We start from the raw sequence: 15,675 nt of genomic DNA on the forward strand, positions 1-15,675 counted from the left end.
AAAGTGTCTTATTACATAAAGTAACCTCCTGGCTATTTTTTATACGACCAGCCTGCAGGATCATTATTTTTGTAAAAAAATTTCCCTGTTTTTAATCTCTCCGCCTCAGGATGCAGATGAAAATCCTACTTTTTTCGGTTTTATCATTTTGGGTAAAAAGTTATGATTAAAGTATGTTCATTGAGGGTATATAGAAAAATGTAATCCTGCAATGAATGGAATAACTAAATGGTTGAATGACTGAAAGGACAGTAGTGACACAAATGCCATGAATTCCCCTTTAATGTGAAGTGACCATTTTTGACGTTGCCATAGCCTGACTGGACCATCAGGCTATGGTGTTTTTTTGTGCTTTTTCCAGTCTGTGGTTCCCAGGTCGCCTCTGCTTTTCTATGTCCAGCTGCGGCTCCCAGGCCCAAGCGGTCATAAGCCGAATACCCTACATGGCAAAAGCAGCCACTCCGGATATTCTGCTTATGCTGTCGGGCCTAACCGGTCGCCTCCGCTTTTCTATTGTCCAGCTGCGGCTCCTAGGTCAAGGCGGATATAAGCCAAAGCCATTGCGTGGCCAAAAACATGCCACTCCATGTCTTCGTCTTATCCCGCATGACCTGAACAGTCTCCTCCGCTTTTCTTTCCACCTGAATAATTTTTCGGGTTTCGCTGAAGACTTTTAAAGGAGTGGAATCTGATTGTTTGCAGGGATGATCCTTAAAAGTTGAACAATCAGCTGTTAAACCGAGGAAAAACATTTGCATTTTTTTCACGCATGAACTGGCCGTCATACCTCACTGATGGAAGATTCACTTTATAATTTTTGAAGGAGATTGGATATGGAAAAGCAGAAATGGGCTTTGTTTGCCTTAGCTTCTATACCGTTGATGATGACATTGGGAAATTCGATGTTTATTCCCGTTTTACCGACGATTGAAAAAGAGCTGGATATCAGTCCGTTTCAGTCAAGTTTAGTGATAACCGTTTATTCAGTGGTTGCGATTCCTTTAATCCCGATAGCCGGATATTTATCGGATAAATTTGGTCGTAAGAAAGTAATGATACCAAGTCTCATCATTACTGGCCTGGGAGGGGCGTTGGCGGCGTTTGCAGCCTGGAAAATTGATAGTCCATACATGATGATATTGATTGGCCGTTTTCTTCAGGGAATTGGAGCAGCTGGCGCCTTTCCTGTAGTCATTCCTACCGTTGGGGACTTGTTTAAGGATAAGGAAGACGTCACAAAAGGACTGGGCATTATTGAAACCTCCAATACATTTGGAAAAGTCCTAAGCCCTATACTTGGGGCATTGCTGGCCTTCCTGATCTGGTATGCTCCTTTTATCTCTGTACCTGTTTTGTCGGCGATATCGATTGTGCTGCTTGCTCTATTCGTCCATGCCCCTGAACAGGAACAGAAAGAGAAAAAGGGGACATTCCGGAAATATATTCAATCGATTAAAAAAGTTTTTCACTATAATGGACATTGGCTCACAGCAACCTTCATAATTGGATGTCTGAATATGCTGGTCTTATTCGGTTTTCTCTTCCATTTATCTGAACAATTAGAGCTGAGGTTTGAAATTGAAGGTGTGATGAAAGGGGTACTTTTAGCTGTTCCGCTGCTTGTCTTGTGTACAGCTTCTTTTTTTACGGGAAAAAAGGTAGGGGAGAACAAAAAGGCCATGAAGTGGGTCATCCTGATCGGCAATGCAGGGGCAGCGGTAGGATTATTTTTCATTCGTACCGATATGAACGTCACTTGGACGCTCATTCTGCTGTCTGTCACGGGGCTTGGGATTGGCCTCTCTTTACCTTGTCTGGATGCGTTAATTACAGAGGGGATAAAAAAGGATATCCGGGGCACCATTACATCGTTATACAGCAGCATGCGATTTATCGGCGTTGCTTTAGGTCCTCCTATCATTGCGATGATGATGGATTCATTATCCTCCTATATCTATTGGCTGTTGGGAGGTTTAAGTATCCTGGCAGCTGTTGCCACGTTTTTCTGGATTCGTCCTGATGAAGAGGAACAGAAGGGATAGCCCCTGTCGTACAGCTGGGGCGAATATATGGGATGACAAACGAACCAGTAGCAGGAAAAAGGATTAGAGTACATCGCGCTCTAATCCTTACTGTTTGATTTACCCGGTCATTTCCCGGTTCTTCTGAAAGGCATCCTTCAGTTTTTTCTCTTCGCCTTTGATGATCCGTGAAAAATTTTCCCTGTGCATAAGAACAGCCAGCAGGGTTAAGAAGGCAGCCGATAATAGAGCGAGGGCACCGAAATCAAGCAGATAAGTCGAAATGATAAAAAATGTATAAAGAGCCATCGCACCTATCACAATATAGCTGGTAAATATGGTAAACACAATAAATAAAAATAAACCTAAAAGTCCAAACTGCCAGTCTATAATTAAGAATAAACCGATGATCGATGCGGTTCCTTTTCCACCCTTGAAATTCATAAAGAAAGGAAAGTTATGACCTAATATCACAAAGACTCCATTTAAATAATAAATAAAATGCTCAAAATCACCTTGAAGCGTCCCGTTAAACAGGAAGGTGATCGTCATAACGGAAAGCACAGGCTTAAGAATATCAATTAGCGCAACAAGAGACCCGTATTTCCATCCGAATGTCATGGTTACATTGGAAGCTCCTGCATTTTTACTGCCCACATCTTTAATGTTCCGTTTTTTCCATTTCCCGATAAAGTACGAAGGCTGAATACACCCAAATACATACCCCGTCAAAATACTTGTGAGTACATAAACCATCCCCGTTCCCCCTTTAGTAAAAACATCTCTGGATGATCCTTTCAACTGCTGGTTATCCCTGTCTATTTAGAACATACCCGAAAATTTGGAATTTTCAAGTCTTTTTTTAAACGGCTGTTTGTGATTTGGTATAATACATAATTATAATAGGAAAAGACAGGATGTTTAGCATGGGCTCACGAGTAGATCGTCAATGAGACCGTCTTTTTATTTTGTCATCTCAGCAAGAGTAACTGGAATCCTAATTGTAACAAGTAAAGGCTGGATGTCATATATAATTGACACATATAACAAATGTCATATATAATGTACACATAGATGGTTGAAAGGGTGTTTGACTTGAATAGAGTCAAAGAGTTTAGGAAAAATCGAAACGTTACACAAATTGAGCTTGCGAAAAGAGTCGGTGTGGCAAGACAAACCATTAATTTAATTGAGAACGATAAGTACAACCCGTCTTTGTCATTATGTATATCTTTAGCCAAAGAACTTCATACAGATCTGAATACTTTATTTTGGGAGGAGAAGAACCATGAAGAATAAAATACTAAATCGTTTTATTGGAGCGGTTGATGATCGTGATGAATACCAGCGACATGAAATTTACAAAGAATTAGCTTTTTCCGGAATTTTGTTATGGTACTTAACCTTGTTCCTCATGTTTATCAGTCTTATTTTTGATACAATACATAACACACTATCGTTTGCTACACCCTCACTATTCATTATAAATATGGTTTACGCAGGTATAGTAATTGTGAAAATAAGGAGAAAAAATCTGGATGAAACAGACTGTGCGTCTTTAGAAGAATACGAAGAAAAGAAAAAACAATTGAAAATAACTTCCACTCTGTTTGCTGTCCAATGGGGATTTTTCATGTTGTTTTTTATGGAATATGTATCCCCTTATATTTCGACTGGTGAAATAGACGTGGATTGGTGGGATGTCGTTATATGGCTTATTGCTGGAGCATTTTTTGGTATGACACAATATTCGATTTCAAAATCAAAGATACAGAAACACTTCTAATTCATGAAGGGGGATTGCGAAATGATAAATGTGTGTGCATGTTGTCCATGTTTTAACAAGATGAATCGTGCCATAAAAGTCCTGGCCACTGCTTTAACGGTTATTATTTTTGGAGTACTTGGTTATTTTTTACTGCCTTACATTATGCCGGGCAATTCTGGTTTTGTCCTTTTAATATTCACGCCTTTTCTAATTGGTGGTCTTTTATTTGGTTTGGGGTTATTCGGACTGGCTTTTGCCTTAAGTAAATTATGCGAAAAGATGAAAAGAAAGTAACCGTTTAGTCTGGCATAGGAGACAATCGTATTTTTTTAAATAGATATGGGGGGAGAAGAGTGAATTTGTATTTCCAAAACTATTCGAAAGTATTTAGAAAGAATTTTATGTTAGTAATAATGGCATTAGTTTTATTGATCCTAACCTTCTTTATTTGGGCTGGTGTTCCGTTTTTTGTCATCGGGAATGCAGTTGCAGATTTAACCTCTAATTTGGTAGTTATCCTTCTATGTACTTCACTTTCAGGAGGATTTCTTTTTTCTTTATTTTTTGCTCCAATCAATCTAAAAGTTGCTGAAAATATAGCAAGCCTTAAACAGCGTGGTATATTACGATCTTTTGTGCGAATACAAACGATATGGATATTAGCAAGTTCCTTAATCTTTGCAGTCGTTATGGGTGTTGTTTGATCACGTATGATTCGGTCATAATCCCCCCTCTGATGGGAGTTTAACTGAGTTTCACTTTAATAAATAAAAGTAATATGAGTTTAGGATATTGAGCCTGGGAGCAGGAAAACTCGGATAAGGCTTGAATTGAAAGTGAGGGATAAGGTGAAGGTAATTAAAATCATACTATTTTCATTAATGATTTTTTTTGTTGCCTGCAATGACGAGGAACACCTTATTTTTCATAACATAGAAACTGCAGAACAGGAAATTGGCAAATTCAAAACCCCTGTAATGCCAGTGGGCTATGAGATGAAAAAAATAACATATGATAATGACGGTTTCACCCATCCAGTAACCAAAGTGTTCTATCAAAAGAAAGGGCATCGTATTACGTTTATGATTGCCTCATCCTGGTTTGATGATTATCCAGCGAAGAAGATGGAAAACAATCATATAGCCAATATGGTATGGATTTCAAAAAAACAAGAATTTGTCTTAAAGTGGAGAAATACCCCTAAACAAAGTTACAAATACCTGATCACTAAAAATAAACAGGACAAGGAATGGCTCGTTTCCCTTGCAGAAAATTATTAAATTAAGGAAAAGCGGAGGCGACCGTTTAGGCCCGACGGCATAAGCAGAATATCCGGAGTGGCCGCTTTTGGGCCATGTAGGGTATTTTGCTTATGACCGCTTGGGCCTGGGAGCCGCAGCTGGACAAAGAAAAGCGGAGGCGACTGACCAGGTCATGCGGGATAAGCCGAAGACATGAAGTGGCATGTTTTTGGCCACGTAAAGGCTTTGGCTTATATCCGCCCTGACCTAGGAGCCGCAGCTGGACAAGGAAAAGCGGAGGCGACCGTTCAGGTGCAAACGGGCGCTTCCGCCTTTGTTCTCAAACCTATCCTTTTACGTACGCTTCTGCTTTTTCCGGGATGAATCAGCCTTTTTTCTTCCGGTATCCCTATTTGTGGTGCCTTGTCCTTCCGTTTCCGGAGATCCCAGACCAACTTTAGATGGATTTGCTTTTCTTTCTTTCATTCTTCTCACCTCCAGTTATACGTTTTCCTTCCTATGATTTGGTTATGATTATTTTCATCATGAAGAGGACGATTTCCTTGGATCGTCCTAAACTAAACGCAGGGATCCGTTTGGTACTCGAACGCCATAAATAAAGGACTGCCATTACTTAGTAACAGGTTCAGTTTCGGGAGAGAAAATTGCTAATCACAATAGAAATAACATAATAATTAGCATACATTCCGCCTATATTTCGCAATATAAACGACAAAATTTCGCAATATAAACGACAAACAAAAACGCTCAGATTTTTCTGAGCGTTTTTTATCGTAAAATTTAATTTTTTTGTTAAACAAAAGCAACCGTTACTTTAAGTGTAAAGATTCACAAAGTCTTTATTTTAAATTTCTTCTATACAAAAAAAACACTTTTAATTATTTTTTGTTATAGCTCGCTTTACATCAAAAATTCCTATCGCTCCATATTTTTCTCTCCACTTTGCTAATTTTGAAGAACTATCATTACTCAAATAATCTTCTCTCCTTTTCTTACGCTAACGCACCCGTTGCTTAAAAGGATACAGGTCTTTATCTCATAGATTATTTATTTTTATTCCAATCATATGGCTTCTTTGCCCATTCCCATAAAATATTAATCAAAAATACAATAATTGAAATTCCAATATTATCTACCCACTGGATTTCTTCTGAAAATAAAATGTCCTTAATTGTGAATCCGACAAAAAATATTAATCCATATATCATGCTATTTTTAAACATATTATCCCCCAAAATAAGACATCAAAAGTTACTTACGCATCTGCATTATATACACTATTGGCACTAAACCTTCAGGGAAACGTTCCCGATAGTTTCCTAAGTTCTCTTTCTACTCTTTTTGTTGCTTTTTATTATAATTTTATTTTGACATCTTTTGGGTGTTAATACTTCCAATTACTTTACGAACATCAGCATTATCAGTGATTATCTCCATTGTTCAGTACCTTTCCTTATTCAACATTCGCACCCGTTTATTTAAGTACACTTATACATAAAGTTACTTCTTAGAAAACATTCGAAGTAATAACCAAATGCCTCCTACAATTACAGCAAGTACAACTACAGTTAAGATTAAACCTGGAACACCAACACTACTCATTTAAGCACCCCCTTTTTAGAATAAACGTACTGAGAGGAATTTAACTTTCTTAATTCATTCTTATTCAACTCTTCTGCTCGTTAGCTTAATATCTCCTAAACTAATGTTAACATAATATTCCAACTATTTATCGAATAAAATAAAGATGACCAAAATGTTGATCGCCTTGTTCAACTATTGCACCCCGTTACTTTAAGTGGATTGTTTCACATACTTTATACTTCCTGCACATTCTTTTTCCATTTTACATAATTGTAAGCAAGTGTCTATTAGTAATAAGAAAAGGAATATAATTCCAATAATTGACATTAAGTCACCCAGCCAATATATAACAAGATATATTATGAATACAAAAGGAATCCCCCACAAGGCACGTATAAACCTTCTTCTGTAAGTTAATTTGTGATAGTTTAGTGCGAAGCCTTTATCCTTTTTTTCTACATCCTTATATATTACCGACATTATTGTATTAACAATTAAAACCGCAATAACTGGTCCGACAAAATACAGTAGAATATCCACACTATCCCTCCCTTAAAAAATAACAGTTTTATAAAACAATTAAACAATCTTGCGTCTTTAGTACAATTGGCAGTTTATCATCTTTAACTATTGCACCCCGTTAGGGAGTTGAACAAGACTATCCTGTTCCTTTGTCTATATTTTAACATAAAATACCAAAAAACCTTTCCAAAAGATAGGACAAATCATGATTAGCATCACATATCACAATGAAAATAACATAGCTTTTAACAAGCGTTTTAGCACCCTAATTTCACGTTGTACATAAGTTTTGTTTCTTTGCTAAAAAGGTTGCGATTTATCACGTATTAACTGGCCGTAATACCCCCACTTAGTCTTGAGGGTAACCCAACAAGACTAAGTGGGGGATAAACGGCCAGTAAATCCCTGATAAGTTCAACTAACAAGGAAAGCGGAGGCGACCGGTTAGGTCATGCGGGATAAGATGAAGACATGGAGTGGTATAGGCATGGCCACGGAATGGCTTTGGCTTATATCCGCCTTGACCTGGGAGCCGCAGCTGGCCAAATCAGTGGGGGATGGAGAACCCCCCCCACTGATGGAAGTTTCACTTTATCATGTTAATTTAGGTGTTAGGACGTAATAAATGTTGTGAAATCAATAAAAACAGGAGTACGAAACGCTATGCGATTTGTACTCCTGTCTGGTGTGTGATTTATTGTTTTCTCTACTGGAACTGTAAGTGTTCATTACTTAGGTGCTTCCTCGTAAATCCGGGTCACATCGGTTCCGGGAAAATAAAATTGAAGAATCTCCTGATAGGTTTTCCCGGCCTCGGCCATTTTCTGTGCCCCCCACTGGCTCATGCCGACCCCGTGCCCATAGCCCTTTCCTTTCACCACATAGGCATCATCTGTAGATTCAGACGAGGTGATGAGGTAACTTTTAAAAATCGAACCGCCAATCATAGGGCGGATTTTCGATAGTGGGACATTCTCTAATGAAATTTCATCCATCATCATCATTCCGAGAATCCGGTGCATAAAGGTTATCGTCACCGATCCTCTCACCGAGCGATGGGCAGCGGTTTTCTGATCAGCTATGGAAAAGTGGGGAATCGCTAAAATTTTTACGTCCTGATACCCCTGGTTTTCCACCCAGCTTTCCATCGATTTCATCATTTTTTTGTCCTTGCCCTGTAAATGGGGCCAGACGTCCGGTGCATTCCAGGCCCAGACAAAGGTATCCATGGGCAGCTGCTGTTTATGCAGGGTAAATGTCCACGGACGTCCCGGATCATAAGGGTCCTTTTTGATGGGATAATAGCTGATGGGCTTGCTTCCCCAGACATTTGCATTGGATTCTGTAAACCCTCCATTGCTTGCCGAGTAGAAGGCTGTGATCGGTCTACCGTTATGAGTAATAATTTCGCCCTTCGTTTCCTCGACAGCCTTATTCGTTTTGGAAAAGGTGGAGTAGCCGCCATACACCTGAAATTGGATGGTGTCATTCATCTGTTTTTCCCCATTCAGGTGCATGAGCGCATAGGTTCTGGCGGCCAGACTTTGAGCCTTAAGAGCTTCCAGATTCCAGGTTGAAAAGACTTCAAAGGGAACGACACCTTTTAAATAGTCTTCCAGCAGCAATTGATTCACGGGGCGGACGTATTTTCCTTTTTCAACGGTAAACTCCATGGCCCCCTGGTAAGGACGGTCATTAATGTATAAAAGATTCTCCTCATAGGATTCAGGAATGAGGGTGATCGTGTCCGGAAGCTTATGTTTTCCGTCCTTATCCTTAAGATAAAGCTTTCCTTTCTTTACGAAAAGTGTATAATTCCCTCCTTTCTCAAGACGAAAAAAGGGGCTGAGTGTTCGATATTCCCCTTGAACCTGAATGTGAAGCTTCTTCGGATTGTCGATAAAGTTGACTAATTTGACCGAAACCATATCCTCTCCAGCGGCAGTTGTCAGCGGTACACAAATAACAATTAAACATACAAAGATAGACCATAATGTTTTCATATCCTTATTTTTCTAATTGTCCTTGTCATTATGTATGGTAAGTCGTGGCAGATGGGCAGGAGGTGTAAATGAGGGATCGATGTTCTAAACTTGTACAGCTGTTAATAAGTTGGTTAAAGAAAGGCTTTTCCAAGTTTCAGCGTACAAGGGGGGATGAAGGTGTTTGATTTTTTGCCGGCAAGTAATGATTTTGCACGGATGATTATTGTTGTTACGTTTGTATTTTTAGCCGTTGTGACGGTGCGTGTCATCTGGCAGAATCGCAGCATTTTTACCTTTTTAAGAGCGCAGTTGGATTCAGCTGAGCAAAAGGTAGAAGACAGCGAGTTCTGGCAGGGACTAAAGCAGCAATACGACCGGGCCAACAGCAAAGAAGATGATCATGTGGATGTGCAGGCCTTTGTGGAATCCTATATGTCAAAATTTTCGACTCCATATCAATCGACCAGTATTTTAAGTGGAATTAAACGAATTCAATCCTCGGGGTCTACCGTGATTTTAATCGGGGTGTTCGGTACCTTCGTCGGGCTTATCAGTGCCTTGTCAGGTCTTGATATAAATGGAGCCAATATGCAGTCCTCCATTCAGAATGTTTTAGATGGAATTTACACGGCCTTTTATACCAGTGTATGCGGAATTGCTGCTTCCCTTCTCATTACCTTTGTGTACCGGAATTGGGATGCAGAGAACTTAATGCTGCAGCTGACGTTAAAAGCGGAAAATATGCTTCAGTCCTATGGAAAGCATACGTGGGAAAGCCGAATGGTGGATTCCCTCAATCAGGTAAAGGAAGCTATCACCGATATGCATCAGAGCCTGGAGGAACTGGATGAATTTTCCGACACTATGGAGCAGGCTTCGAGTAATATGCGGGACTACAATGAGAAGTTTTCGGAGAGCACAGATACATTGTACAGAATTTTTGACAACCTGGAGGACGCATCTGATTCCTTCAATAAGCGGATGGACCATATCAATGATCAGTTTACTCAGTTTTTACAGCAGCTGCAATCACAGGAAAACTCCATCAAAAGTGTGGATGAAAGTGTGAAGGATCTGTCAAGCGATATTTCCACGTTTGTCAAAGATACCAGTGCCCACGTACAGCAATTGACGAGCGATAGCAAGGGCTATATGGAGCGGCTGGATGAAAAAATGGAGCAGACGTATCAGAAAATGGCGGACTTTTACAACCATAATGTCAATCAGCTGGAAAAGGTCGCTTACAGTATGGAACAGCTGGAGACGAAAAATCAGAACTATATTACGAATGTCGGGAAAGCCACAGATACAATCAAAAATGTCTTACAGGATCGTTCCTTTGATCAGTTGCTGCATGTGACGAAAAGCTTTGCCGAAAATGTCATGGTGCTGGAGAGTCATCTGGAACGTCTCCAGAATCAATATACAAGTTTAGGACAGGAAAAACAGGAATTTATGAAATTTTACCAGAGCCAAAAGGACGAATTACAGCGTCTGCGGGATGAGATCCAGAGCTTTTCCTCACAAAATGAAGGCATGCGCAGACAGTTTGAGGCTATTAAATACGGCTTTGAGCAGGCGGATAAGTCCAATCGGGAGTTTATTCAGCAATCCTATCAGCTCATCCGTGATGTGAATGACGGTCTGAAGCAGAGCAATCAGGATCAGGCGAATCAGTTAAAACAGGTGATGAATGACATGACGAATCAAATGAATGATGCCTTCCGTAATTTAGACGCGATTATGTCGAAAAATCTGGATAACAGCATCCAGAAGTTTGAGCAATTTGTCTCGAACACCAATCAGGCCATGGAGCGTCAGTTCTCAGCTGTAAATAATTATGTTAACAACCATATGGAATCAAGTCATAACGCGAATCGGGAGGTCATTCATGCTGTTGGTGACATACGGAACCGAATTGATGACTGGGATCAGCGCATGAGGCAATCGGTTCGTACAATAGGTGCCAGGGAGAATGGTAGGCCATGAATTCCAAATATAATCGTTTATTTAAAGCAAGCACCCGGGAAGGAAACTTCTGGCCTGCTTTCACGGACATTTTAGCGACGATTTTGCTGGTGATTCTGCTGATATTAATTACGCTGATGTTTACGAAGCAGCAGCAAATTGAAGGGAAAGAAAAGGAAGTACAGGAGAAAGAAGAGATTATCGATTCGCTCGTTGGCTATGAACGGGGCATGATTGAACAGCTATCCATGGCCTTTCAGCAGGAAGGGGTGGATGTTCAAGTCGACAAGGAATCCGGTGCCATTAAGTTTGATAGTGATCTTCTATTTGACTATAATAAATCCGATTTAAAACCTGAGTTTAAGCAGCAGCTCAAACAAATTATCCCTGTCTATGCTTCGGTTCTGCTGAATGAGAAAAATCGGGATAAAATTGATGCGATTTTAATTGAAGGCCATACTGATTCCGACGGCTCCTATATGTATAATCTGGAGCTTTCACAGGACCGTGCCTTCAGTATTGTCCGTTACATTTTAAGTGATGAGTTCGGGGATTTTCCCCATAAGGATGCCCTGCGTGAAAAAATTTCAGCGATAGGCAAGTCTGAAAGTCATCCGATTCTCGTCGATGGACAGGAGGATATGGACCAGTCCAGACGGGTGGAACTAAAATTCCGCCTTTCCATGAATGAACAGATGGAGGGGGTCTTGAGTGATCTAAATGAGAAAACACAATAAAACTTCTTACTGCTGAGGCTTTATCCCGATAAAAAATACCCGGCTTAGTTAGGCATCTTTAGGAACCATGTTGATTCCATTAAAGAGCGCCTGGATCACTACGTCAATCCAGGCGCTTTTCTATGCTCTTTTTTATTCCAGGACATATTCATACGACCTTCCAGCCGTTTTTATAAAATATATAAGCTCCCGACTCTTGCGCTTTATTTATCCTATCAGCTTTTGCAGACTCATGATTGTTAAGCCCTCCTTAAAGTATAACTCCTCATATTTCATATTTTCGTCTTTCGTTGCTGTGGTCATTTGTTGGACAACTCTTACGTAAAGGTTTTGGTTATTTTAGGGTTTCTGCCATCATAAAATAATCTCGTATGGTGAAATAAGCACACCATGGCTATTATTCATAACCATTGCTGTCATTTAAGGGGGTGAAAGATATGTGGAAGACACCCGAGTACAAAATAATTAATACGGCTTCAGAGGTGACCATGTATTCGTACATCAGTAAGGGGTTTCGGTCAAAAAAGCGTGGACAATAATTTGTAGTTAACAAGCTGAAATAGTATGTGGATGGGGAAACATGCTGTAAATATGGTTGAAAGGATGGAAGAAAAATTCGTATTAGAGTCTTAGGTGTAGCGGCGGGTGGAGGTTTCCCGCAATGGAATTGTGCTTGTCCCAATTGTCGTGATGTTCGTGATGGAGAAAGTGAGCTTAGGCCTTTATTACAGTCTTCTCTTGCAGTAAGTACAAATAATAAGGACTGGTATCTAATCAATGCAGGCCCGGATGTAAGCAGGCAAATTGAGTCATTTGCCTCGCTGCATGCGGGTCGCGGAATTAGGGAAACACCTTTGTCTGGTGTTATTTTAACTGACGCTGAGCTTGATCATACCATTGGTTTATTATCACTTAGAGAAGGTTCCCATTTGACCATATATGGAACGGATACTGTACAGAAGTGTTTACATTCATCTTTCCCAGTGAAGCCGATGCTGCAAAATTATTGCACATGGGAATGGCAGACCCTTCACCACAATGGAAAACAACGTATTGGAAGCCCAGATGAAGGATCTATAATTGTTGAGACTGTCCCTGTTTCAAGAAAACCGCCACTTTATGCCAAGTCAAATGGGGGAAATGATGGCGAAGAAGGTGTTTGGGAGGTGGGTTTGCTTTTTTATAATGAGATTTCCAGTAAATGTATTGCCTATTTCCCTGCAATCGAAACCATCACTCCCGAAATAGAATCTTGTCTACAGAAAGCTGATGTTTTAATGGTTGACGGAACCTTTTGGTCGGATGAGGAATTGGTTGTAATGGGAGCAACGGAAAGAAATGCAAAAAAGATGGGGCATTTACCGATTAGTGGTCCATCGGGGATAATGGAGCAATTAACATCGTTTTCAGCCGAACGAAAAATCCTGATTCACATTAATAATAGCAACCCTATTCTGAGAAAGGATTCAAAGGAAGCGTATGCTTTGGAACAACATGGGTTTGAGATAGCTTATGAAGGTATGGAACTGGAGGTTTGAGAATGATAGAGCAGGGCGGATTCATTAGTAAGGATAAGGAGATTAAAAAAAGAGAAAAGCCTTTGACTCAGGCAGAATTTAAGGAGCAATTAATAGATGTGGGGCGTTTGTTCTATCATGATAAACACCCTTTTCATGTGGCCATGCACGAAGGAAAATTAAGCCGTGAGCAAATTCAGGGCTGGGTGGCCAACCGATATTACTATCAGAAATCTGTCCCGATAAAAGATGCAGTGATCTTATCGAAACTGCCATCAAGGGAGTTCCGTCGGGATTGGATCCAGCGAATAACTGATCATGATGGTAGAAATGAGGGTGAGGGAGGAATTGAAGCGTGGTTAAAACTGGGAGAAGCTGTCGGGTTGTCCCGGGAGGAACTATTAGAAGAAGACCATATCGTCCCTGGGGTTCGATTTTCCGTCGATGCCTACGTTAACTTTGTGCAGGAAAAAACTTGGATTGAAGCTGTTGCCTCCTCGTTAACTGAACTATTTTCTCCTGACCTCATTTCAAATCGAATTCAGGTGTTGGAAGACTTATATCCTTGGATTAATCACTCAGGACTGGGGTACTTTCATAATCGCTTAACACAGGCACCGCGTGATACGAATATTGCACTTAAGATTGTTATGGACTATTGCCAGACCCCCGAAGAACAACAGCGGGCGATTGATGCTTTACGTTTTAAGTGTGATGTGTTGTGGGCGCAGCTTGATGCAATCGAACACGCTTTTCCTCACTAAAAGCACTTTTTTAGGAAACTTAAAAAGATTGGTGGTGGAATAATTTTTGACTGCCAGTTTTCCAAAGCTTTCAACAAAAGGAAGACTAAAATATGATCAGATAAGGGAAAAACATCTTCTTTTGCTGCCAGAAAAGGTTGTGGTCTTAAACGAAACGGCTGCTTCTATTCTGGCTCTTTGTGACGGAAACGAAACGATTCACACCATCACCGGGAAATTGAGGGATTCACTTATGGAAGGTTCAGAAAACACAGAAACAGAAGCCTTACCCAGTTTCGAAAAAATGAAGAGAGAAATCACTCAGTTTCTCCATGACATGGTAGATTATGGATGGGTGGTGATACAATATGATAGAGTCAAAGACAAATAGAGTCGAGCCTCCTTACTCGTTACTGGCTGAATTAACGCATCGTTGTCCCTTGCATTGTCCATATTGTTCGAACCCGATCGAAATGATACAGAAGGAAAGGGAACTCACAACAGAAGACTGGCTTCATGTTTTATCAGAAGCAGCAGAACTTGGGGTTGTAGAGGTTCATTTTTCTGGTGGTGAGCCACTTTTATGGAAGGACCTGGATGTTCTCGTTCAACACGCTTATTCATTAGAGATGTATACGAACCTAATTACAAGTGGCATCGGATTAACAATGGAAAAGGCTAAACACCTTAAAGAAGCGGGTTTAGACAACGTGCAGATAAGCTTTCAGGCAGGTGAAAAAACACAATCGGATAGAATTGGTGGTTATAAGGCCTTTGATAGGAAACGGGAAGCGGTCAGAGCGGTAAAAAAGAGTGGCATGCATTTATCATTGAATTTTGTTTTACACCGTTTAAACATTGATGACTTAGATAAGATTATTGCCCTTGCGGAGGAAATGAAAGCAGAACGTGTGGAGTTAGCTAATACACAGTACTATAACTGGGCCTTACTCAATCGAAACCAGCTTTTACCAACTCGAGAGCAAATCGAACGGGCAAGTGAAGTTTATGAAGCAGCAAAAGCCCGTCTCAAAAATGAAATGGAAATGATTTGGGTTATTCCTGATTATTACGCATCGACCCCCAAACCTTGTATGGGGGGCTGGGGACAGATTGGACTTACGGTAGCACCGAATGGGGATGTCCTTCCTTGCCCAACTGCCGGGATGATTGAGGGTCTCTTCTTTGAAAATGTGCGGGAGTCATCCCTGCGCTATATTTGGAATGATTCAAAGTCTTTCAATCAATTCCGTGGGGAAGAATGGATGCCTGAAACTTGTCGTTCATGTGATCTGAGGCACGTGGATGGAGGCGGATGTCGATGTCAGGCGTTTGCTTTGACCGGGGATGCCTATGCAACCGATCCAGTTTGTCAATGGGCACCACACCACCATATTATTGAAAAGGCTGTAAAGGATACGAATAGCAAAACGGAAAAGCTGTCATCTTCCATAATTTATCGGCAATACGCCCGTAAGCTAAAATAGGGAAGAGTACATATTTGGTGCTAGAGGTGATCAAAAATTACCTTTAGCACCTTTTTTTATGGTATAGGAAATTATAAAATT

18 protein-coding genes are annotated in these 15,675 nt (G+C 40.4%); 13 read left to right on the forward strand and 5 right to left on the reverse strand.

Features of this window, described 5'->3' with window-relative positions:
- Positions 1 to 833 precede the first annotated feature (833 nt).
- Positions 834 to 2,042, forward strand: coding sequence for a bacillibactin exporter BcbE (gene bcbE, locus ABD006_RS10435; RefSeq protein ID WP_343840612.1), 1,209 nt, complete (start codon positions 834 to 836; stop codon positions 2,040 to 2,042).
- A 99-nt stretch (positions 2,043 to 2,141) separates the two neighbouring features.
- Here bcbE and ABD006_RS10440 read toward each other — a convergent pair whose 3' ends face one another.
- Positions 2,142 to 2,777: a glycerol-3-phosphate acyltransferase gene (locus tag ABD006_RS10440; protein ID WP_343840615.1), complete on the reverse strand. Its 636-nt coding sequence runs from the start codon at positions 2,775 to 2,777 to the stop codon at positions 2,142 to 2,144.
- Positions 2,778 to 3,116: 339 nt separating this feature from the next.
- Between ABD006_RS10440 and ABD006_RS10445 the strand changes: the two genes are divergently transcribed.
- From ABD006_RS10445 to ABD006_RS10465, 5 genes are all read left to right on the forward strand, one after another.
- Positions 3,117 to 3,320 carry a helix-turn-helix transcriptional regulator gene (locus ABD006_RS10445; protein ID WP_343840618.1) on the forward strand — a complete coding sequence of 68 codons (204 nt, stop codon included), beginning with the start codon at positions 3,117 to 3,119 and terminating at the stop codon, positions 3,318 to 3,320.
- A complete protein-coding gene (locus tag ABD006_RS10450) occupies positions 3,310 to 3,807 on the forward strand; it encodes a DUF3278 domain-containing protein (RefSeq protein ID WP_343840621.1) in 498 nt (165 codons plus the stop codon). The genes ABD006_RS10445 and ABD006_RS10450 overlap by 11 nt, the downstream gene beginning before the upstream one ends.
- A gap of 60 nt (positions 3,808 to 3,867) precedes the next feature.
- Positions 3,868 to 4,083: a hypothetical protein gene (locus ABD006_RS10455; protein WP_343840624.1), complete on the forward strand. Its 216-nt coding sequence runs from the start codon at positions 3,868 to 3,870 to the stop codon at positions 4,081 to 4,083.
- A 59-nt stretch (positions 4,084 to 4,142) separates the two neighbouring features.
- Entirely contained in the window at positions 4,143 to 4,493 is a 351-nt protein-coding gene (locus tag ABD006_RS10460) for a hypothetical protein (protein ID WP_343840627.1), read from the forward strand.
- A gap of 177 nt (positions 4,494 to 4,670) precedes the next feature.
- Positions 4,671 to 5,069: a hypothetical protein gene (locus ABD006_RS10465; RefSeq protein WP_343840629.1), complete on the forward strand. Its 399-nt coding sequence runs from the start codon at positions 4,671 to 4,673 to the stop codon at positions 5,067 to 5,069.
- A gap of 315 nt (positions 5,070 to 5,384) precedes the next feature.
- Here the strand turns inward: ABD006_RS10465 and ABD006_RS10470 are convergent, their stop codons facing one another.
- The 4 genes from ABD006_RS10470 to ABD006_RS10485 all read right to left on the reverse strand — a co-directional run bounded on the left by ABD006_RS10470 (position 5,385) and on the right by ABD006_RS10485 (position 9,160).
- Complete coding sequence (locus ABD006_RS10470) at positions 5,385 to 5,516, reverse strand: YuzL family protein (protein WP_343840631.1); 132 nt, start codon at positions 5,514 to 5,516, stop codon at positions 5,385 to 5,387.
- Positions 5,517 to 6,094: 578 nt separating this feature from the next.
- A complete protein-coding gene (locus ABD006_RS10475; protein WP_343840634.1) occupies positions 6,095 to 6,274 on the reverse strand; it encodes a hypothetical protein in 180 nt (59 codons plus the stop codon).
- 571 nt (positions 6,275 to 6,845) lie between these two features.
- Positions 6,846 to 7,175, reverse strand: coding sequence for a hypothetical protein (locus tag ABD006_RS10480; RefSeq protein WP_343840636.1), 330 nt, complete (start codon positions 7,173 to 7,175; stop codon positions 6,846 to 6,848).
- Positions 7,176 to 7,885: 710 nt separating this feature from the next.
- Positions 7,886 to 9,160, reverse strand: a complete 1,275-nt coding sequence (locus tag ABD006_RS10485) for a SpoIID/LytB domain-containing protein (RefSeq protein WP_343840640.1) — start codon at positions 9,158 to 9,160, stop codon at positions 7,886 to 7,888.
- A 159-nt stretch (positions 9,161 to 9,319) separates the two neighbouring features.
- Here ABD006_RS10485 and ABD006_RS10490 point away from each other — a divergent pair, with 159 nt between their 5' ends.
- The 7 genes from ABD006_RS10490 to pqqE all read left to right on the forward strand — a co-directional run bounded on the left by ABD006_RS10490 (position 9,320) and on the right by pqqE (position 15,594).
- On the forward strand, positions 9,320 to 11,131 hold the full coding sequence (locus ABD006_RS10490) for a MotA/TolQ/ExbB proton channel family protein (protein ID WP_343840643.1): 1,812 nt from the start codon (positions 9,320 to 9,322) through the stop codon (positions 11,129 to 11,131).
- The gene (locus ABD006_RS10495; protein WP_343840645.1) at positions 11,128 to 11,847 is read left to right on the forward strand and encodes an OmpA family protein; all 720 of its coding nucleotides are present in this window, start codon (positions 11,128 to 11,130) and stop codon (positions 11,845 to 11,847) included. The genes ABD006_RS10490 and ABD006_RS10495 overlap by 4 nt, the downstream gene beginning before the upstream one ends.
- Positions 11,848 to 12,284: 437 nt before the next feature.
- Positions 12,285 to 12,386 (forward strand): pyrroloquinoline quinone precursor peptide PqqA, encoded by a 102-nt coding sequence (gene pqqA / locus ABD006_RS18010; protein ID WP_425542213.1) that lies wholly within the window; start codon positions 12,285 to 12,287, stop codon positions 12,384 to 12,386.
- Positions 12,387 to 12,467: 81 nt separating this feature from the next.
- Positions 12,468 to 13,385, forward strand: a complete 918-nt coding sequence (gene pqqB / locus ABD006_RS10500; RefSeq protein ID WP_343841494.1) for a pyrroloquinoline quinone biosynthesis protein PqqB — start codon at positions 12,468 to 12,470, stop codon at positions 13,383 to 13,385.
- A gap of 2 nt (positions 13,386 to 13,387) precedes the next feature.
- The gene (gene pqqC, locus ABD006_RS10505) at positions 13,388 to 14,128 is read left to right on the forward strand and encodes a pyrroloquinoline-quinone synthase PqqC (RefSeq protein WP_343840647.1); all 741 of its coding nucleotides are present in this window, start codon (positions 13,388 to 13,390) and stop codon (positions 14,126 to 14,128) included.
- Positions 14,129 to 14,174: 46 nt separating this feature from the next.
- Positions 14,175 to 14,498: a pyrroloquinoline quinone biosynthesis peptide chaperone PqqD gene (gene pqqD, locus ABD006_RS10510; protein ID WP_343840650.1), complete on the forward strand. Its 324-nt coding sequence runs from the start codon at positions 14,175 to 14,177 to the stop codon at positions 14,496 to 14,498.
- Positions 14,476 to 15,594, forward strand: a complete 1,119-nt coding sequence (gene pqqE, locus ABD006_RS10515) for a pyrroloquinoline quinone biosynthesis protein PqqE (RefSeq protein WP_343840653.1) — start codon at positions 14,476 to 14,478, stop codon at positions 15,592 to 15,594. The genes pqqD and pqqE overlap by 23 nt, the downstream gene beginning before the upstream one ends.
- The last annotated feature ends 81 nt before the right edge of the window (positions 15,595 to 15,675 follow it).

Origin of the sequence: Salinibacillus aidingensis, assembly GCF_039522525.1 — a bacterium.
In the GTDB taxonomy this organism is placed as follows: domain Bacteria; phylum Bacillota; class Bacilli; order Bacillales; family Alkalibacillaceae; genus Salinibacillus; species Salinibacillus aidingensis.